Annotated in this window: 11 protein-coding genes; all 11 read left to right on the plus strand. The window is 38.4% G+C overall.

Annotated elements, in window-relative coordinates:
- Positions 1 to 8: 8 nt before the first annotated feature.
- Positions 9 to 1,043, plus strand: coding sequence for a DUF1735 domain-containing protein (locus AB669_RS13055; protein WP_047799762.1), 1,035 nt, complete (start codon positions 9 to 11; stop codon positions 1,041 to 1,043).
- A gap of 65 nt (positions 1,044 to 1,108) precedes the next feature.
- Complete coding sequence (locus AB669_RS13060; protein ID WP_047799763.1) at positions 1,109 to 1,765, plus strand: hypothetical protein; 657 nt, start codon at positions 1,109 to 1,111, stop codon at positions 1,763 to 1,765.
- 227 nt (positions 1,766 to 1,992) lie between these two features.
- Positions 1,993 to 5,190, plus strand: a complete 3,198-nt coding sequence (locus AB669_RS13065) for a SusC/RagA family TonB-linked outer membrane protein (RefSeq protein WP_047799764.1) — start codon at positions 1,993 to 1,995, stop codon at positions 5,188 to 5,190.
- Positions 5,191 to 5,201: 11 nt separating this feature from the next.
- The gene (locus tag AB669_RS13070) at positions 5,202 to 6,761 is read left to right on the plus strand and encodes a SusD/RagB family nutrient-binding outer membrane lipoprotein (RefSeq protein ID WP_047799765.1); all 1,560 of its coding nucleotides are present in this window, start codon (positions 5,202 to 5,204) and stop codon (positions 6,759 to 6,761) included.
- A gap of 314 nt (positions 6,762 to 7,075) precedes the next feature.
- Entirely contained in the window at positions 7,076 to 10,144 is a 3,069-nt protein-coding gene (locus AB669_RS13075; RefSeq protein WP_053058397.1) for a SusC/RagA family TonB-linked outer membrane protein, read from the plus strand.
- Positions 10,145 to 10,155: 11 nt separating this feature from the next.
- The gene (locus tag AB669_RS13080; protein WP_047799766.1) at positions 10,156 to 11,565 is read left to right on the plus strand and encodes a RagB/SusD family nutrient uptake outer membrane protein; all 1,410 of its coding nucleotides are present in this window, start codon (positions 10,156 to 10,158) and stop codon (positions 11,563 to 11,565) included.
- Positions 11,566 to 11,670: 105 nt separating this feature from the next.
- Positions 11,671 to 12,390 carry a hypothetical protein gene (locus AB669_RS13085; protein ID WP_047799767.1) on the plus strand — a complete coding sequence of 240 codons (720 nt, stop codon included), beginning with the start codon at positions 11,671 to 11,673 and terminating at the stop codon, positions 12,388 to 12,390.
- A 58-nt stretch (positions 12,391 to 12,448) separates the two neighbouring features.
- Positions 12,449 to 13,105 carry a hypothetical protein gene (locus tag AB669_RS13090; RefSeq protein ID WP_047799768.1) on the plus strand — a complete coding sequence of 219 codons (657 nt, stop codon included), beginning with the start codon at positions 12,449 to 12,451 and terminating at the stop codon, positions 13,103 to 13,105.
- 413 nt (positions 13,106 to 13,518) lie between these two features.
- Entirely contained in the window at positions 13,519 to 16,650 is a 3,132-nt protein-coding gene (locus AB669_RS13095; RefSeq protein WP_053058398.1) for a SusC/RagA family TonB-linked outer membrane protein, read from the plus strand.
- An 11-nt stretch (positions 16,651 to 16,661) separates the two neighbouring features.
- Positions 16,662 to 18,179, plus strand: a complete 1,518-nt coding sequence (locus AB669_RS13100; protein WP_047799769.1) for a RagB/SusD family nutrient uptake outer membrane protein — start codon at positions 16,662 to 16,664, stop codon at positions 18,177 to 18,179.
- A 334-nt stretch (positions 18,180 to 18,513) separates the two neighbouring features.
- A complete protein-coding gene (locus AB669_RS13105) occupies positions 18,514 to 21,696 on the plus strand; it encodes a SusC/RagA family TonB-linked outer membrane protein (RefSeq protein WP_047799770.1) in 3,183 nt (1,060 codons plus the stop codon).
- The last annotated feature ends 3 nt before the right edge of the window (positions 21,697 to 21,699 follow it).

The following is a 21,699-nucleotide window of genomic DNA, read 5'->3' on the forward strand; positions in this document are numbered from 1 at the left end:
TAATTAAAATGAAAAATCATTTTTTAAAATATACAGGTATCGTATTGCTTGTTGCAATAACGGCCATTTCCTGCAGGAAGGATGCATTTGAGGGGGATGAGACTCTCGAAAGTGGAACCACTCATTTCAAAGTACTTGAAGGGAGAGAAATTAAGTTGTTTTTTACCCCTTTTACAGAAACAAAGGCTAAAGTTCATTTATTCAGTATCCGTAGAGATGCAGCCAGTTCTGCAGATTTACAGCAATCTGCTACGATTAAGATTGAGCAAAATGCAGGTATTATTACTAAATATAACACCGATCACGGTGATTCGTTCGAAGAATTACCATCATCTGTTTATACCTTTGGTGGTGATGCAGGATATGTTAAAACAGCTACAGGATATAATGTAAGTTTTGCTCCAGGTGTATTTTCTCAGAATTTCAAATTGAATATCAATGGTAGTAATTGGGTTGATCTTTCAAAGAAGTATGCTTTAGCCTTTCGTGTTACTGATTGGGGAGGCATTAAGAAAACTGTGGCGACCAGCGATACGATCATGGTTTTACTCAGTATTAAGAATAAGTACGATGGTGTTTACGATGTTTCTGGTTCAATGGTTGATGTAGTTAGCCCTACATTAAGTCACTTTTCTATTTTTGTTAATTCTGCTGCGAATACTTTTACTACTCCACCTTATCAACTTGAATTAAGAACCATTTCTCCAACAAAGTGTGCAGCTTACGATAATTATTTTTTCGGCGGATATTTCACACCAATTACTTCAGGAACAACTTATAGCAACTATGGATCGTTTTCAGCAATATTTGAATTCGATCCAGCAACTGATAAAGTTATTGGAGTTACTAATTATTATGGTCAGCCAGCATCAAATACCCGTTCTGCGCGTTTGGATCCTACCGGAACTGTAAATGCATATGATGCCTCAACAAAGACGATGACTGTGAAGTATAATATGATTCAACCTAGTTCTGTTCCAACTGCTCCAAGTGTGAGGACAACATGGAATGAAGTTTGGAAATATTTGAAAGAGAGACAGTAAAAATAAAAACCCGCTGACTAGCGGGTTTTTATTTTTAAATTTGACATACCTAAATTCTTAATTTTATGAAAAAACTGCTTTTCTTATTCTTGGTGATCTTCATTTTCTTTGAATCTCAGGCTCAGGTTTATCGTAACGTAGTGATGGGTGGAGATCGTATGACTATCAGATCCAAGAGATCGGATAGTGATCTTCAAGGTTCTCCATATTTATTTGGAGATTGGCAGAAAGCTATCGTACAGTTTGCTCCTGGAACAGAACCTGCCTCTGCAGAGATAAAATATGATCTTCTAGATGATCTTTTGGTGTTGAAAGGTACTGACGGAGGTGAGTATGAATTTAAGGATCAGCCTAAAGAGTTTCTTATTAGCGGTACAAAAGAGCTATATAAAAATGGCTTTGTTCCGGTTGATAAATTTACGGATAAGACCTTTTATAATGTGATTTACGACGGGAAGGCAAAGTTTCTAAAAAAAGTTTCTAAGGTAATTCTCGAAAGTAAAGGCTACAATACCGCGTCTGTTGAGAAGAAGGTTGCTGATGAAACTGCTTATTACCTGGTAAAGGAGGACAATAAGCCTGTAAAGGTAAAAAACGAAAAATCAATAATTGCCTTTCTTGGGAAAGCTGATCAGTTATTAAAATATATCAAAGAGAATAGGCTTGATCTAAAATCAAATGACGGGATGATAAAGCTTCTGACATTTTATGATACGCTATGATATTGTAATTGTCTTTTACTGTCTTCAAAAGCCCCATATCTTATTGGGCTGCATAATTTAACGTCAAATCAAATGGTTATTCCACTCTCTTAAAGAATAAAGCTGTAGTGATTTATGTCATTTCACTATAATATTTAAGAAACAACTTTGTTAAGTTTAATGAGGTGAAAATTTTATTGGTCTATATTCGCCCCCCAATAATTTATTCTATCATTAACTTAAATTAAATGAAAAAACTACTACAAAGTTTGTTCATCCTTTTGTTTGCTGCATCTACCGCACTGGCTCAAGACAGAACAATTACTGGTACAGTTACTTCTTCGGATGACAAATTTCCTATTCCGGGGGTAAGTATCAGGGTTAAAGGTACTCTTGTGGGTACCGTTACTGATGTAAATGGAAAATACTCCATTAAAGTTCCTTCTGCATCGAATACATTAGAATATACCTATATCGGGTATGTAGTTCAGTCAAAAGGAGTAGGTACTTCCGGTACCATTAACGTTGTGCTGGTGTCTGATTCGAAAGTCCTTAATGAGGTAGTTGTAACTGCTTTAGGTATTTCAAAAGACAAAAAATCGTTAGGTTATTCTACCCAATCTTTAAATTCAGAGCAATTATCCAGCGCAGCAAATACGAGTCTGGCGGGGTCTTTACAGGGTAAAGTTTCCGGAGTAGAGGTAGCCCCATCATCAGGTATGCCTGGCGCTTCAGCAAAGGTGACCATCAGGGGGTCCCGTTCATTTACGGGTGATAATACGCCGCTTTACGTGGTTGATGGTTTGCCAATTAATTCGGCTGTTGATATCGGTACGGGTAATTCTGTAACCGGTTCAGATTATGCAAACAGAGGTGTCGACATCGACCCAAATGATATTGAAACCATCAATATTTTAAAAGGTCAGGCAGCTTCAGCTTTGTATGGTATGAGAGCAAATAATGGTGTAATCATTATCACTACAAAAAGTGGCAAAGGTGCTGCTAAGGGTAAACCAATTATTACTTACAACACCAATGTAACATTTGATAAAGTTTCTGTATTGCCTGATTTTCAATCTGAATACGCACAAGGTTCGGCTGGGAAGTTTGCCCCATCTGCATCTACTTCATGGGGGCCATTGGTGGGCGATCTTGCTAATGATGCTACTTACGGTGGAAACACAAACAATACCTACACTAACGGGAGTACAGCGTTTGCCGGAAAGTATTATGTTCCACAAAGAGCTGCAGCAGGTTTAGATCCATGGGCTACTCCTCAAACATATAACAATGTTGACGACTTTTTTAATACAGGACATACCTATACCAATTCCATAAATGTTGTACAGGCTTTGGAAAAAGGAAGCTATGCAGTTACATTAGGAAATACGAATTCTAACGGAACTATTCCTTCCACTGGTTTAAACAGGTATAATGCTAAAATTTCAGGTGAGGCTATTTTGAGTTCGCACTTTACAGCCGGATTTACGGGGAATTTAGTAAACTCTAAAATTACGAAACAGTCGTCGGCTAATAATGGAATTGTTGCTACTTTGTATGGTGCACCCGCAAGTTATGATCTTGCCGGAATTCCATCCAATGTTTTGGGCGATCCTTATACTCAGAATACTTACAGGGGAACGTCAGGCTTTGATGGTGTTTACTGGGCAGTGAAAAACAATCAGTTTTTAGAGAAAAACCAACGCTTTTTTGGTAGTACTTATGTTCAGTATTCCAGCGGTCTAGGTACCAATAACCAAAAACTTACGGTGAAGTACCAGTTGGGTGCGGATTCATATACCACTAATTATGTTGATTTATTTGGCTATGGTCATGCAAATGCTAAAGGTGAAATATCTCAGTACAGTTATACTGTAAACGAATTGAATTCACTTTTAACAGCTACCTATAACTGGAAGATTAATAGCGATTTATCTTTCGATGCGTTAGTAGGTAATGAGTTTTTAAACAGAGACAGCCGATACAATTATGCTTATGGATCGAATTTCAATTTCTCTGGTTTCAATCATATCGATAATGCCTCTACTTACAGTGCATCATCGCAGTACTTAAAAAGAAGAACTTTTGGAACTTTTGCTAATGCATCATTAGCTTATAAGAATATGCTTTATTTGAACGTAACCGGTCGTAACGATGTGGTTTCTTCTATGCCAAGCAACAACCGCTCTTATTTCTATCCATCAGCATCATTGAGCTGGATTTTTACAGAATTACCCGCTTTGAAAAATAAAGTGATTACCTATGGTAAACTTCGTGCATCTTTTGCGCAGGTAGGTCAGGCAGGTACCTATTTAGATTCTTACTATTCAGTTCCTACCTATGGCGGGGGCTTTTCTTCAGGTACCCCTATCATCTATCCAATTGGCGGAATTTCAGCTTACACACCTGATGCAACTGTTTATGATCCAAATTTAAGGCCTCAAAATACCAATTCATTTGAATTTGGTACTGATTTGACTTTCTTTGGAGGTATTGCAACATTAAACTATACCTTCTCCCGTCAAAATGTAAAAGACCAGATTTTCTCGGTGCCATTGGCAGGCTCAACCGGCTCGTCATCGTTAGTTACCAACGGTGGTTCTATCCACACGAATGCACACGAGATAACATTGGGCTTCAGGCCAATTAATAAAGATAAGTTCACCTGGGATTTCGCTTTCAACTTTTCAAAAATCGACAACTATGTTGATGCGTTAGCACCTGGCGTCAACAGTATCTTTTTGGGCGGTTTTACTGAACCACAGGTAAGAGCTAGTATTGGTGAAAAGTTCCCTACCATTTATGGTATATCTTATCTAAGAAATGATGCAGGGCAGATTGTGGTAGATAGCAATGGTTTCCCTCAAGCCGGAGAAGAAACGGTTATCGGCCGGGTTTCTCCAGACTTTTTACTAGGCTTCAATACAACTTTCACTATTCATAAATTGAGAATTGGTGCTGTATTAGATTGGAAACAGGGTGGACAGATGTACAGCGGGACATCAGGATTGTTAGACTTCTATGGTACAAGTCAGTATTCGGCTGATGTACGTAAAGCCGGAACCACCTTTATGTTCCCTGAAGCTGCAGTTAAAGTTGTTGGTACTAATTCTAGTGGAAACCCTATTTATGCAACCAATGATATCAGCATAAAAGGCGAAAACGCTCAGGCATATTTTACACAACTGAACTCCATTTCTGAGTCCATGATCTATGATAACTCATTTGTGAAATTAAGAGAAGTTTCTTTAGGCTATCCCGTTTATGAGAAAAAAGGACTTAAGGTTAACTTAAGTGCTTTTGCAAGAAATATTCTGGTTTGGTCTGCAATTAAAGGTATCGATCCGGAAACTTCACAAGGTAACACCAACATGGCGGGTGCATTCGAACGTTTCTCGTTACCGGGAACATCTAGTTATGGTTTTGGTGTAAATGTTAAATTTTAATCTTTTTTCAGATGAAAGTTATTACAGAATTTAAAAAATATACATGGCTGTTGGTCGCTCCGATCATTTTGGCCGGTTGTTCAAAGGATACTTTGGATGATATAAACAAGGATGTGAATCATCCAACCGATGTACAGGCTAAATTTATCCTGACTGATGTGATTACCAGAACTGCTTTTTCAAATTCAGGTGGCGATGTTAACACATATGTTTCTACCTACGTTGAGCATGAAGTTGGGGTGCATAACCAGATGTATTATTCAGAGATGCGTATTACACAGCCTACTGCCGCTTCTACTTTCAATAATCCCTGGGGATCGCTTTATACAACATTAAAAAATGCTAAATTAATCATTTCTAAATGTTCAGATAACGGTGCTGAGGCTGGTAATTATGTAACAAAAGGTATGGCGGAGGTGATGGCCGCTTATAATCTTGCCTTGATTACAGACTTATATGGTGATGCTCCGTGGACACAAGCCGGGGATTACAAAACCTATATTAATCCTAAAATAGATAAGCAGGAAGCAATTTACACCGATGTAATAAAATACCTTGATGATGCCATTGTTGATTTACAGAAAAAAGATCTTTCTGCTGCAGGTGCTCAGGATTTGCTTTACGGAGGGGTAGCTTCTAAGTGGTTGAAGTTTGCCTACGGTTTGAAGGCCAGATATACCATGCATTTGCTTAAGCGTTCTGCTGCTACGAGTGCTGATTTGCAAAAGGTAATTGACAATGTTAATTTATCCTTTGCTTCAGCCGCCGATCAGGCTGCTTTTTCAAAGTATGATGCCACCAACTTAAATCCTACGTTCGACTTTCAATGGAGCAGAGATGGTTTGGGAGCCAGCAGAAGTTTGGTTGATAAACTGATTGCCAGGAACGATCCAAGGTTACGTCGTGAATTTGTAGATAAAGATTGGAATCAACTTGGTGCTGTTACCACAGGTAGTAATGCTTATAATTTAATGGCTCCAAATGGTGCTAATGATCAGATTCAGTATTTTTATAACACGTCGATTTTCATGTTCTCTCAAACTGCTCCTACGCTCTTGCTGAGCTATCATGAGTTATTGTTTTTGAAAGCTGAAGCTATGGCAAGGTTAGGCAATAGCGCAGCAACTATTTCTCCGGTATTGAAATCGGCTGTAGTGGCAGCAATCGCCAACACAGAAGTGAATGTAAATGCAGCATTAAACTCTCCAACTGTAAACAGCTATGGTGGTTTAACAGAAACCACTTCGGCAATTACTGCTACTGAAGCGGGCACCTATTTTGATACCAATGTGCTTCCACGCTTAACAGCCAATCCATTGAGCGAGATTATGAATCAAAAGTATCTTGCCTTCTTTGGCGCTTCTGGAGAATCTACTGAAGCTTATAACGATATCCGCAGACTGAAAGGTTTAGGCGAAAACCTTATCGAGTTTAAAAATACCAAAGCTTTTCCTCTTCGCTTACCATATGGAAGTGATGACACCACTACTAATCCGAACATTCAATCGGCATATGGCGATGGGCAATATGTTTATTCAGTTCCGGTTTGGTGGGCTGGTGGAACCAGGTAGTTTCATTTCATTTAAATATCATAAGGCTGTTCTTTTAGGACAGCCTTTTTTTGTGATCCTTTTTAATTAATAGTTTCCTAAAGTAGGTAAAAGCATAATTAAGTTTATTTTCATTTAAAAGAATACCCTTAATAAACAGATATTACCAAATACTAATGTTATTTTAATCTGGTATTCTAATAACGAATAACTAAGAAATTAGTGTCATCTGAAAATAATCTTTAAAACAGAAACTGTTAAAAATTGTTAATGTAACTTTTTTGTGTTCTATATTTAAGGTTTAAAACTAATTAATCATCACTAACTTAAATTTCATGAAAAAACTTTTACAAAGTTTGTTCGTGTTACTGCTTATTGCTGGATCTGCATGGGCACAAAACCGAACAATTACAGGTACAGTTACGGATAAGGCAGATGGTAAGCCAATTCCTGGAGTAACTGTTAGAGTACAAGGCTCACAAGGGGGCGCCGTAACCAACGAAAGCGGTAATTTCTCACTAAACACCACAGCCGATGCTAAAAATTTGACCATTTCTTATATCGGATATGTTAATCAAACAGTGGCCATTACATCATCAAGTAGCTATCGTATTTCATTAGTAGCCGATGATAACACTTTATCAGATATCGTTGTTACCGGCTACACACAAACATCTAAAGTAAGAAACGTAAGTGCTGCTGCTGTTATCACTAACAGCCAAATTGCGAACATTCCACAGCCAAACTTTACCACAAGGCTGCAAGGACAGGCTCCAGGTGTGAATGTTCTATCTGGTACTGGACAACCTGGATCAAATGCAAGTATCAGAATTCGTGGATCAAATTCAATCAGCGGTGGTTCAACCCCATTATATGTGATTGATGGAATTGCTGTTGATGAAGCTACATTTTCAACAATGAATCCTAACGATTATGAGTCGATAAGTATTTTAAAAGATGCATCGGCGACAGCATTGTATGGTTCACGAGGTGGTAACGGCGTAGTTGTTATTAAAACAAAAAGAGGCGTTGCCGGAAAAGTTAAAGTTGGTTATAATGTGCAGGGTGGTATTGATTTAAGAACCCGTGCTAAGTTTGATATGATGAATTCATCACAACTTTTGGCATTACAGGAACAAGGTAGAGCAGGAGCCGGTTGGACTTATTCGGCGCTTAACACTGCATCTACACTTACGGCTGCAAGAAGAGCTGCAATCAGAGATTCACTGACTAATATTAATACTAAATGGGACGATATCTTTTTCAGAGATGGAAAATTTCAACAACATGAAGTAACCGCTTCTGGCGGTTCGGAGCAGACAAGATTCTTTTCAAGCTTCAACTACTATGATCAGGAAGGTATTGCTTTACGTTCTAACCTGGAAAGATATACAATGCGTTTAAATGTTGACCACACATCAGGACGCCTAAATTTAGGACTTCAAAGTAACCTTGGCTGGTCGAAATCCAATTTTGTTGAATCAGAAGCGAGTGTAACATTAGCAAATCCATTTGCGGCCGTTTACCTGGCGTTACCATGGGAAAACCCGTATGGGCCTGATGGTAAAATATTAACGTCTAACAATACCACAAACGGTTTCAGACCCTTTAATCCATTTACTTCTGCTAATGGTGTACTAGCTGATAGCCGGTTAGGTTCTAATGCCTTAGATCGTTTAAACAATAGTACGTTAAAAACAGATCAGATTAAGTCTACAGTAATTGCTAATGCGACTTATGACCTTTACGATGGTTTGAAATTAACTACAAACTTAGGTTTAGATTATCGTCAAACTGTTCAGGAAAGAAGTATTTTTCCAGGATCGCATGCAGGGGTTGCTGTACAAAACGGTAATCAAGGTTCATATGGTAACAATGTTACCAGAATCTTGAATTTAACATCCACTTCTGGATTAACCTACGGAAAATCGTGGGGATTACACGAAATCAATGCTAATGCTTTGGTAGAGGCAATCAGATACAGAGAGAGCTTATTTAATTATAATGGTTTTGGTATCAATCCAAAATTGTTAAATACACCAGCTGGTATTACTGCAGGTACAAACACTAACTCAATGATTCCTACAGTTGGTGGGGGTAAAACTGAGTATGGATTTACCTCATTTATCGGACTGGTAAACTATACCTACAATAAAAAGTATACCGTTCAAGGTACTTACAGATATGATGGTTCGTCAAAACTGCCGGAGAAAAACAGATGGAAAGGTTTTTATTCGATTGGTGCCAACTGGAATATCAGACAAGAAGATTTCTTAAACCAAAGTACTTTTTTAAATACATTGATCTTGAGAGCTAGTTATGGAGAAACTGCAACTGCACAAAATCAATCAAACTTTGGATATCTTCCAACTTACGGTAGCGTTTCTTATTCAGGCGTTGCAGGTATTGCACCAGCTACACCAGGTAATCCAGACTACGATTGGGAATATACTAAAGGATTAAACATCGGTGTCGATTTTGCAGGCTGGAATAATAGAATCCGCACCACTTTGGAATTTTATCGTACCAATACCAAAAATAACTTCATCAGTCAGCAATTATCACTGACTTCAGGATTTGGCTCATTGTCAATAAATGCAGGAAGTATCCGTAATACCGGTGTTGAAGCAAATGTTGCGGTTGATGTACTGGCAACCAGAGATTTTGTATGGACACTGAATGCAAATATCGCTTATAACAAAAATATGATCACTGATTTAGGTCAAGCATCTGAGTATCCAGCTGGTACGTCAATCATCAGGGTTGGATTACCTAAGGGATCTCACTATGCTGTAGGATATGCAGGTGTAGATCCGGCGAATGGTGACCCGTTATATTATAATGTTGATCCAAATACGAAACAATCTAATGGTACAACTACAAATGTATATAATGCAGCTACTCAATCTACTGCAAACTGGGGTACTTATGAAGCGCCTACATCAGGTGGTTTTGGTACCTCAATCAGATATAAAGGTTTTAACTTAAGTACGTTATTTGTATTCTTCCAAGGTTTTTCTATGTTCAATAATGAATCGTTCTTTTTATCAAGTACAAGTCAGTATTCAGCATACAACCAGCAAACCAGAATGGCTAATGCTTGGACACCTACAAATACAAATACTAACATTGCTCGTTTAAACTCAAGCCGTCAGTTTAGCTCTTTTGATATTGAAGATGCTTCGTTTATTCGCTGGAGAAACTTAACACTTAGTTACGATTTTCCTGAAGCATGGGTGAAAAAGGCAAGAATTCTTAGCGGTGTCCGCATCTACGCAATGGGACAAAACATTGGTACCTGGACAAAATGGACCGGATTTGATCCTGAAAACAGCAACAATATTGCTCAGTTCAAATATCCTGCTCCACGAAACTTTTCATTAGGCTTACAGGTTAATTTTTAATTGATAACAAAATGATAAAAAATATAAATAAAATCGTCGGGCTAATGCTTTTAGGTAGCGTAGCACTGACCTCGTGTGAGAAAAATATCGATTTAAAACCAACTGATACTATCTCTAACGAAACTGCAATTCAAAATCTTGATGACCTGGACCGTGCGGTAATTGGTGCGTATTCGAATTTGCAATATCAACAGGCGTTCTATGCAAATACGATCATGGCTGATGAGGCACGTTGGGGAGTGGATAACTCGACCAGGAATTTCGGTTTAGCATATCGTTGGGATTTCGATAGCGGTAGTGGTGATGTTACAGCCTCATGGGGTACCATGTATAATGTAATAGACCGTGTAAACCGTGCGTTGGTAAGTGCCGAAAACGTTCCTGCTACCGGAGCAACCGAGGTAGCAACTAAAAACAGGTTAAGAGGCGAGTTATTAGCTTTAAGAGCAATGGGACATGCTGAATTATTAAGGTGGTTCGCTCCTAAATACGAAAATGATCAACTAGGGGTCGTAATCATGCTTGAATCATCAATTTTGGGCAAGCCTCAAAGGTCAACTTTTGGTCAGGTTATGGCACAAGTTAATGCTGACTTTGCTCAGGCAGATGCATTAATCCCGGCTTCTTTCACAGATATATTTAGAATCACCAAGCCAGCTGTAGCAGCTTTACGTGCAAGGGCGGCGTTATATGCTAAAGATTGGGCTAACGCCGTTACTTATGCAACTGCAGCCATAGCAGCTAAAGGTACATTAGCTACCGGAACTGACTATGCAGGAATCTGGACTGATGCAAATACATCGGAAAATTACTTCCAGTTAAGGAGAAACTCTAACACTGGTTCTGTTCGTACTTATTGGACAGATGATAATACAGATGTATTTTTCTCTCCATCCTACAAGCTGATTGATACATACAACCCAACTACTGACGTACGTTATAATGCGTTTATCTTAAGAGACGGAACTGTAGCGGCCTCCCGCGAAAGCTGGAAAGTAAATAAATATTCAGGTCAAACTGCTACAAACAGATTTAATAACATCAAAGTGGTAAGAACATCTGAAATGTATTTAATTTTAGCAGAAGCAAATGCTGAACTAAACCAGCTTACTACGGGTGCAACAGCACTTAATGCTGTGAGAAAAGCTCGTATTACAGGATATGTTGATCAGGTTTTTACAACGAAAGAAGCACTTATCGATGCTGTTATGTTAGAAAGATATAAAGAGCTTGCATTCGAGGGGCACCGTTTCTTTGATTTAAGAAGAAGACAACTTCCTGTAGTTAGAGATGATCGTGACATTGCTGTTGGAGCTGCAGTTCCAAAAACATTGTCAATCACTGCCAGAAATTATATTTTGCCAATTCCAGTAGCTGAAAAATTTGCTAATCCTGGTATTCAACAAAATCCTGGTTATTAATAACTGACAGATCACGATAATATTTTGTTTAAAAGTCCTTACTATTTGTAAGGACTTTTTTTTTGGAAAAAATTAACTTATATTTAATTATCTAAAAATAATACTATGAATATAAAATCTTTATCAATTCTGATTTTTACCAGCTTGAGCAGTGTTACTGCATTTGGACAAACTCAAGGACAGGGTGTGCTCCCTATGAGGCCTCCCGGACCCGAAACTTTCAGATATGCAGCATGGGATGCTCCAGATTTCTTCGAACGTGAGCACAATTATCTCCCTGAAACCGATATTAAAGCAGATGTTGTAAAGGGAAATGCGACGACGGCCAGTGGATGGCAAAAAGGCGATATCGTTTTAAGAGATGAGGATGCTGTTTACGCAGATATTGAGTTACAATATAACCAGGTAATTAATAAAATATTTGTAAAAGGAAATAAGAAAGTTTATGTACTGAATAAGCCTGTGAAAGAATTTACCATATCAGGCGACAACAGCTCTCGCCTTTTCCAGGTTGGTTTCCCTTCTATCGAGGGAAATAATTCAAACACCATTTACGAGGTTATACATAACGGCGCCATCAAATTATTGAAACAGGAACAAAAATATGTATCAATTGCTACGAATTATGACCAACGTATTGAAAAAAGATATGATAGTCGTGTCAAATACTATGTTAATACTGGTGATACTATTTTTGAAGTTAAACCGAATACAGAAAGCTATCGCTTAGCGATCAATAAACTCGGTTTATCAGGTGATACAACTGAAAATAATGAGATTAAAAATGAATCTCAACTGATTGCTGCTTTCACCAAACTACCCTAAATTCTTACAGGGATTGAAGTTGTTAAACGTCAATCCATGAACAAATTTTATTAATTATATGAAACTGTTTCGCTTATCATTAGTTATTTTTTCTTTTTTAAGCTTGGGCGTTCGTGCACAATTCGATACCAATTCCAATAAACTTTCTGTCCCTACAGGAAAAGCAATTACCGAGCCCCGGATAGATAATGTTAAAGGAAACCCTAACATGTTTAAAGATTGGTCTAAAGGAAGTGTCAGTCTGGCTGGAGAAACAGGAAGCTACACAAATCTGGATCTCATGTACGATCAGGTTAAGGATAAACTATACTTTAAAAGTGGCGCAGACAAACTTGAATTTACTAAGCCTGTTCGGGCTTTTACAATTGCGGAAGGTTCCGCTATCCATACCTTTAAGTCGGGATTTCCTGGTATTGAGAAAAACGATCAATACACGATGTACGAAGTGCTTACAGATGGTAATATTAAACTATTAAAAAAAGTGACCAAAGATATTATTACTACTAAAGGCTATAATGAGGTTACCGAGATGCGTTTTGATTCCCGAATCAAATATTATGTTTTGGATGGTCAGACGATTTATGAAATAAAGCCAAATAAAAAAGGAGTTGCAGCAGCTATAGCTGAAAAGGGCCTGAAAGCTACTGAGCAATTCAATGCTAATCTGCCACTAAAGAATGAAGCTGACCTCGTAGCCTTCTTTACGAAGTTATAATTTTTTTTAAATCAGTTATTGAACCTAAAACAGTAGCCACAAGTTCGGTTGATGTTTTTTTTATTTAATTCCTTTTCTCTTCATAATTGGAAGAATATGATCCCAGCCAATAGTTCGGTTCTTTATCAATCGCCATGCACTTCAATAGTTGCTTAAAAACATATATTCGTAAATTGGATGTTTGATTGGACTGATTCAGATTGACCTCTTATTGTCCTTAAGCTCGAGTACTAAAGAGTATTTCGATAATTTTTTACTAAAATCACAAAAAGTGTTTTAAAAATTTGTTTGTAATATTTGTATTACAACCATTTTAATTATATTAGTCAAAATTTTTTAATCATTACTAACTTAAATTTCATGAGAAAACTTTTACAAAGTTTGTTCGTGTTGATGTTCATTGCATTTAATGCGTGGCTCAGGATCGAACAATTGTTGGAACAGTAACGTCAACAGACGATGGGTCTCCCCTTCCTGGCGTTAGCATCAAAGCTGTAGGTTCAACAGCAACATCCACATCTGGTAACGACGGTAAATATACCATTCGGGTTACCTCATCAACAAAGAGCCTTCAATTCTCTTTTATTGGCTTTGCCACTAAAGTCATTAATCTAGGTGGTTCGAATACCATAAACTTAGGTTTGGAAACAGATGCAAAATCCTTACAAGAAGTTGTAATTACGGAGGCATACGGGACGACGACTAAAGGTAAAAGCACAGGTTCAATTTCTACGGTACGTGCTGAAGATATGGCTCAACGGCCTGTAACCAATTTAAACAGTGCCTTAGCTGGAGCAGCACCAGGCGTTCAGGTGAATGCTGGTAGTGGCCAGCCAGGTTCCGGACCAACTATTCGTGTTCGTGGATTTGGTTCGATTTCTGCTTCAAATGATCCACTTTATGTCGTAGATGGCATTCAATATTCAGGGAACATCAGCAATATCAGTGTTGACGATATCGAAAGTATCTCTTTGTTGAAAGATGCGGCATCTTCTGCGCTTTACGGATCCAGTGCTGGTAATGGTGTAATCTTAATTACTACCAAAAAAGGGAGAAAAGGAAAAGAACAATTGGATTTAAGAGTTATTCAGGGTTTAACCTCAAGAGGTATTCCGGAATATGAAACAGTTAATGCTTACCAATATTACCCTTTAGCATGGCAGGCCTACCGTAACAGTCTAGTTTATCCAACAACAGGTACCGGTTCTACTTTAGCTGCTGCAAATACAGCAGCAACAAACGGTATTAGAGGCCTTCTGTTAAACAACCCATTCAATGTTGCGAATAACGAAATTGTAGGTACAGATGGTAAATTAAATCCTAATGCCACATTATTATATCCAGATGATTTGAACTGGAGAACTCCATTACAAAGAGTTGGTCAAAGAGGTGATTACTCTATGTCCTATAGTGGCGCTACAGAAAAATCTGATTATTTTGCTTCATTAGGCTACTTGAGTGAAAAAGGTTATGTAATCAGATCTGATTTCAACAGAATTAATGGCCGCGTAAGCATTAATACAAAACCATTATCCTGGTTCAAAACCGGATTAAATATCAATGCAAACATTACAAAATCAAACCAGGCTGATGCCGATGGTAGTGGAAGTATTGTTAATCCGTTCAACTTCTCGCGTTACATAGGACCTATCTATCCGCTTTATGCGCACAATCAAACTACAGGTGATTTCTTGTTAGACGTGAATGGTAACAAAATTTACGATACTGGTAACTTGCAAGGAACCTTAGGAATTCCTAACCGTCCGTCAGGAGCGTATGCCGGACGTCACATTCTGGAAGAAACTTTATTGAATAACACCATCATCAAAAGAAATGCACTAAGTGCAAGAACCTATGGTGAAGTTACCTTTCTGAAAGACTTCAAATTCACTCAAAATTTAGGTGTAGACATTAATAACTATTTCCTAAATGATTATCAAAACAAAATAGTGGGTGATGGAGCGCCGGGAGGAAGAGCAAGAAATACTTCAACTACTACTACAACTTACACGATTGAGCAATTATTAACTTATAATAAAAAATTGGGCGATCATACTATTACTGCTTTGGTGGGGCATAATAATTATGATTTTACCTATAAATATTTAACCGGTGCCAGAAACACGCAAGTGGTTGATGGAAATAATGAGCTGATCAATTTCACTACCACTACAGACTTGTCATCTTATATTCAAGACTATAGAAAAGAAGCAATCTTTACCAGATTGAATTATGACTATCAGTCTAAATATTTTTTAACCGGTTCATTTCGTAGAGACGGTTCTTCTAAATGGGGACCAGGTCACCAATGGGGTAATTTCTACTCAGCAAGTTTAGGATGGTTAATCAGTGAAGAGAGCTTTTTGAAAGATGCAAGCTGGGTTAACTACTTAAAATTGAGATCTTCTTATGGATCTTTAGGAAACGATGGTTTGACTGGTTACAATCTAGAGCGATCATTATATAGTTTAGATTACAATAATGCTGCTGAACCAGGTATTCTATTCAGAACATTGTCTAATCCAGACATTACTTGGGAAACGCAAACACAAATTGATGCTGCTTTAGAATTCGGATTTTTCAAGAACAGATTACATGGTAGCTTTGAGGTGTTTAACAAGCAATCATCTGACCTGTTATTCAACGTGCCACTTCCTTTGTCAACTGGTTTAGGTATTGGTAGCGGAACGGGCACTTTTGCTAAAAACATCGGAAAGATGTGGAACAGAGGTATCGAGATCAATCTGGCAGGAGATATTGTTAAAGTTCGTAATTTCAAATGGGATATGAACATTAACTGGTCACTGATCAGAAACAGGATTACCAAAATGCCAACGGAAACCCCAACCATTATTGATGGTACAAAACAGTTAGCAGAAGGCAAATCAAGATACGAGTATTGGTTGCGTCAGTGGGCAGGTGTAGACCCAGCAGATGGTGCGGGATTATTTTTGATCAATCCATTGAGCCCAGGTTCAGCTGCTGACACGAGAACAATCAACGGACAAAGTTATACTATTAACCCAAACAACGCTTTATACGATTACTCTGGATCATCTATTCCAAAGTTCTTTGGAAGTGTAACCAATACCTTCACCTATAAAGCATTTTCACTAGCGGTAATTATGAATTATCAGGTTGGTGGTAAAGCTTATGATGCTACTTACCAATCGTTAATGTCATACGCCGGATATGGTGGTGCATTGCATGTAGATGCATTGAACTCGTGGCAGCAAGTTGGCGACCCAGCCTCGATTCCAAGATTGGATGTGGGAAGGTCAACTTTTAACAATGCAACCTCTACCAGATTCCTGATTGATGCATCATATTTGAATATGAGATCGGCAATCCTTGGTTACAACCTACCAACTAATTTCATCAAGAAAATTGGTTTAAGCAGAGTTAATGTTTACGCATCAGGCGAAAATCTTTTCCTTGTTTCAAAACGTAAAGGATTAGATCCATCAGAAAGTTTTACTGGTGTGAATACCAATAACTATACGCCAACACGTATAGTGAGTTTAGGCTTGAATGCATCATTTTAAAAGTAAAAATCATGAAAACAAGAAATAAAATTATTTTGCCTTTAATAGCGCTTACGCTAACTATTGGGGCATGTAAAAAAGACTATTTATCTACCACTCCTACTGATGCGGTTGATAAATCCGAGGCTTTTAAAACAACAACTAATGCGCTGGCAGCATTAAACGGCATTAACAGATCATTATATATTCAATATTCAAGACAAGAGGAAGGCGGACAGGGTGCGGTTAACCTTAATATTGATTATATGGGCGATGATATTGTGAATACAGTAAGTACTACCGCATATGGTGTACACAAATGGGTAACCCATAGAAGTGCTGCAAATGCAAACAACTCATTTATCTATACTTTTTACTATAGAATCATTGCCAATGCAAACCTAATCATTGATAATATCGATAATGCAGAAGGACCAGCGGCAGACCGTAAAATGATCAAGGCCGAAGCATTAACTTACAGGGCCTGGGCACATTTTGTATTGGTTCAGGTTTTTGGTAAACGTTATGATGCTGCAGGGAATAACACCCAGGCAGGTGTTCCAATTATGAATACATCGGTAGTTGACAGTAAACCAGGTACTCCAAGAGCATCAGTTGAAGCCGTTTATACTCAGATTAATGCTGATCTGGATTTAGCCATCTCTACTTTTTCTGGTGCAACGGCAAGACCTAATAAATCACACTTCAATATTAATGTAACAAAAGGTATAAAAGCCAGGGTAGCATTAACGCAAGGTAAATGGGCTATTGCAGCTCAAAATGCATTGGAAGCGAGAACTGGTTTAAATTTGATGACCAATGCTGAATATCTAGGCGGATTCAACAACTATGACAATCAGGAGTGGATGTGGGGCAGCAGACAGCAAGAAGATCAAACAACGTATTTCTATTCGTTTTTTGCTTACTTAGGTACTTTCAACTCAACAGCAAATAGAACTGTTCCTAAACGAATGAACTCTGCGCTGTACAACCAAATTGCTACAAGTGATGTTCGTAAAGCATTATGGGATCCGGCAGGGAATTCTACTACTTTCATCGCCTATAATCTTCCTGCGGGCGTTGTTTCAGGCTCATCAGCGAGTTATAAACAAGGCAAGTTCAGAAATGCGGGATCAACCAGTGTTGGAGATGTGGTTAACATGCGTGTAGGTGAGATGTATTTAATTGAGGCTGAAGCGAGAGCCCGTTTGGCAATAGCAGGAACGGCAACTGAAACAGCTGCAGCTCAGGCTGTGTTATTTACATTCGCAAAAAACCGTAACCCTAATTATGTACTTACCACGAATGTTGGAACGGCATTATTAAATGAAATTTTAATTCAACGCAGAATTGATTTATGGGGTGAAGGATTTAGATTTTTTGATTTAAAACGTCAAAATTTACCTTTGGATAGAACGGGTAGTAACCACACAGTTGCGCTTTCCGGAGTATTGTCTGTACCAGCAGGCGGACCAGAATGGCAGTGGGCTATTCCTCAATCAGAAATAGATACTAACCCTGCAATTGGGCCAGGTGGACAGAATCCATAACGGATAAACACTTTTTTTGAAGGGGCATATGAAAATATGCCCCTTTTTTTGTTTTTCACCACGCTGTAGCTAATATTTTATATTCCTTAATAAAATACTTTTAATACTATTTTAACATAATAGTAACTATTTTAATAGAAATTGGCACTTAATAGTCGTAAATCTTTTATTTAATTTTAAAAAATTCCGTTCTAAAGCCTGTTTTCATCATTTTTATTATTCATTTTATTTAAATCCTTTAAATTAATAGTTTTTATTTTTGTTTGTAATATTTGCATTACAGGTTCCTAAATTCTATATTAGAAAAATAATCAATTAATCTAAACTAAATTTTATGAAAAAACTTTTACAGAGTTTGTTCATGCTGCTGTTTGTCGCAGGTACTGCAATGGCTCAGCAAAGAACAATCACAGGTACTGTTACCGCGAAGGAAGATGGGATGCCACTTCCTGGAGTAACTGTCAAAACTAAAGGAGCAGCCGGTGGAACCACAACCGGCGCAGATGGTAAATTCTCCGTTAAGATTGCAGCCAGCGTAACATCACTTGAATTTTCATCTATTGGATTTACAACCATTACCCGAACCATTGGCTCTTCAAACACGCTTAACGTATCTTTAGAAAATGATTCACAAACATTAACAGATGTTGTTGTGGTAGGATACGGTACTCAAAAAAGAGGCGAAACTACTGGAAGTACCGCATCTGTTAGCGGCGCCGCCATAGCCCAGAAGCCAATCCAAAGTTTGGAGGCAGGTTTAGCAGGTAGGGCATCGGGTGTTCAAATTACAGTTCCCGCGGGTGTGTTAAATACCCCGCCGGTATTCAGGATCAGGGGAACAAATTCCATCTCATTGAGTTCCCAACCGCTGTTTGTTATCGATGGAATTGTTGCTACAACAGGCGATCAGGGTTTAACAGCCTCTGCAGCAAATCCACTTGCAAGTATCAACCCAAATGATATTGAGAGTATTGATATTGCTAAAGATGCTGCTTCAACAGCCATCTACGGTAGCCGTGCAGCAAACGGAGTAGTGTTCGTTACTACTAAACGGGGTAAAACAGGTGCTCCAAAAGTAAATTACGATTTTTATGTTGGATGGTCGGAAGCGTATCGTTTACCAAAACTACTTGATGCTTTCCAGTATACAGATTATAAAAATGAAGCAATTGCCAATGCTGTAGCCATCCGCGCCAATAGTATGAATGTTACGCTGAATGGTGTTACCCAGGTACAGAAATTCGCGCTAACCAATGGTCCTGACGGGCAGCCTATCAATACCAACTGGTATGATTATGCATATCGCACAGGCGTGTCACAAAATCACAATGTTAATGTTTCAGGCGGTACTGATAATACGAAGTACTACATGGGCTTTGGTTATACCAATCAACAAGGTATATATCAAAAAAATGATTTCAAGCGATTAAATGGTTTGTTTAATATAGACAGCAAGTTGAATAAGTTTATTACCATCGGTGGTAAATTATCTTATTCAAATGAGAAAAACCTGGCTGCTATATCATCAGGTTCGTTGAATGGCGAAGCTTATGGTACTTCAGGGATAGCCAGAACTGCACTGGTAAATTCGCCAAACGTTTCACCGTACAACAATGATGGTAGTTTCAACTTAGGTGCAACCTTCGTAGGCCCGATGAATAACATTGTAACCGGTAACCAGGTAGGATTTTACAACTTTGCTCAGGTATTATCTTTAAATAGGGAAAATAACGAGCTTGACCATCTTCAGTCAAATGCCTATTTGCAATTAACCCCATTTAAATGGTTAAATCTAAAATCCATGTATGGTATTGATTATATCAATAGCGACAATGATATCTTTTACAACCCGGTTCACGGACCAGGACAAGGTGTAAGCGGTGAGGCCATCGGTGCTTTTAGAAAAAGAAAAAACTGGACATGGACCAATACTGCACAAGCTGATTATGCTGTTTCCAACCATAACTTTAATCTGTTAGTTGGACAAGAGCAGCAACGCAATACGGTTACAGGCTATGGGATCGATCGCCAGGGCTTAACCGATCCTGCTTACGATGTAGTTCAGGCCGGCTTTACGCTAAATAACTCAACAGGTGCCGCTTACGGTGAAAATTATCTGTTGTCGTATTTCGGGCGATTAAACTATAACTATAACGGAAAATACTTTTTGAGTGGCAATTTAAGACAAGACGAGTATTCTGCTCTAGGTATCAAAAAAGGAACTTTTTGGGGAGCTTCAGCAGGATGGGAAATTACGAAAGAAAATTTCTGGAGCGACGCTGGTTTAGACAAAGTATTTAGCAGTTTCAAATTGAAAGGTAGCTATGGAAAAGTAGGTAATATTTCCGGAATTGGAGATTATGCCACCTTTTCTACTTATGGATCTGCCTTGTATGGTGGTGTAGCTTCGTCAATCTACAGTGCAGCAGGGAACAAAGAGCTTACCTGGGAAACCAGTAAGAAAACTGATATTGGTATCAATTTCGGAATTCTAAAAGGTCGTATTGAATTTGAGATCGATTATTACAAAAACAACATCGACGGTTTAATTCTGAACGTTTCCCAATCGCCATCCACAGGAGTTCCCTCTACGGTTGCTACCAACGTTGGCTCGATGTATAATAAAGGTTTTGAGTTTAACGTGAATGCAACACCACTTAAATCGAATGATTTCTCATGGAATAGTAACTTCAATATTTCATACAATAAAAATGAAGTTACAGCTCTGGCTCCAGGTTTAACGGAGATTGTTACGCCTACAGGATCAACCACTACAGGGGAAAATGTTAACCGCAGTATCCCGGGTTATTCAGTAGGTTACTTATATGTTGTGCGTACCGGCGGAGTTGATCCGGCTACTGGTAGAAGGATCTTCATCAATAAAGCAGGGCGCGCTGTAACTTATCAGCATATTGTACCTACAGGTGCGTCACAATGGACTTATTTAGATAATGGCGCAACCGCACCACCAATAACGCAAGGAGCTGATGCAGAAATGTATCACAACACTGCGCCTAAGTTTTATGGTGGTTTTGATAATACCTTCCGTTATAAAAACTTCGATCTTAACGTGATGTTGACTTATCAGTTAGGTTTCTGGGTTTCTTACGGAACAAATGCAGGTTTACATGATCAAAGATACTGGAACAATGCTGTCGATGTATTGAACCGTTGGCAAAAACCAGGTGACGTAACCGATTTCCCAAGAGCCATCTATACGGATAACGTTTCCTATGGTAATACCATTCCATTGGATATAAATGTTTTCAAGGGAGATTTCGTTAAGCTTAGAAACTTAAGTTTAGGCTATACCATTCCTTCAACTGCATTCGGTAAATCAGGAATAAACCGTTTACGCGTTTACGTAGCCGGACAAAACCTTGCCATTATCACTAAATATCCCGGACCAGATCCTGAAGTGTCATCCAATGGATCAAGCGCATCCGGACAAGGTTCAGACCGCAACTCAGGTCCAAACGCCAGAACATATACTATGGGACTTAGTTTAGGCTTTTAAAAT

It is taken from the genome of Pedobacter sp. BMA (assembly GCF_001027745.1).
Lineage (GTDB): Bacteria > Bacteroidota > Bacteroidia > Sphingobacteriales > Sphingobacteriaceae > Pedobacter.

What these genes read in the sequence shown, in the direction of transcription:
- AB669_RS13070 (WP_047799765.1), top strand. Translation starts at nt 5,202, where the DNA reads ATGAAAGTTATTACAGAATTTAAAAAATATACATGGCTGTTGGTCGCT.
- AB669_RS13100 (WP_047799769.1), top strand. Translation starts at nt 16,662, where the DNA reads ATGAAAACAAGAAATAAAATTATTTTGCCTTTAATAGCGCTTACGCTA.
- AB669_RS13080 (WP_047799766.1), top strand. Translation starts at nt 10,156, where the DNA reads ATGATAAAAAATATAAATAAAATCGTCGGGCTAATGCTTTTAGGTAGC.
- AB669_RS13075 (WP_053058397.1), top strand. Translation starts at nt 7,076, where the DNA reads ATGAAAAAACTTTTACAAAGTTTGTTCGTGTTACTGCTTATTGCTGGA.
- AB669_RS13065 (WP_047799764.1), top strand. Translation starts at nt 1,993, where the DNA reads ATGAAAAAACTACTACAAAGTTTGTTCATCCTTTTGTTTGCTGCATCT.
- AB669_RS13085 (WP_047799767.1), top strand. Translation starts at nt 11,671, where the DNA reads ATGAATATAAAATCTTTATCAATTCTGATTTTTACCAGCTTGAGCAGT.
- AB669_RS13090 (WP_047799768.1), top strand. Translation starts at nt 12,449, where the DNA reads ATGAAACTGTTTCGCTTATCATTAGTTATTTTTTCTTTTTTAAGCTTG.
- AB669_RS13060 (WP_047799763.1), top strand. Translation starts at nt 1,109, where the DNA reads ATGAAAAAACTGCTTTTCTTATTCTTGGTGATCTTCATTTTCTTTGAA.
- AB669_RS13105 (WP_047799770.1), top strand. Translation starts at nt 18,514, where the DNA reads ATGAAAAAACTTTTACAGAGTTTGTTCATGCTGCTGTTTGTCGCAGGT.
- AB669_RS13055 (WP_047799762.1), top strand. Translation starts at nt 9, where the DNA reads ATGAAAAATCATTTTTTAAAATATACAGGTATCGTATTGCTTGTTGCA.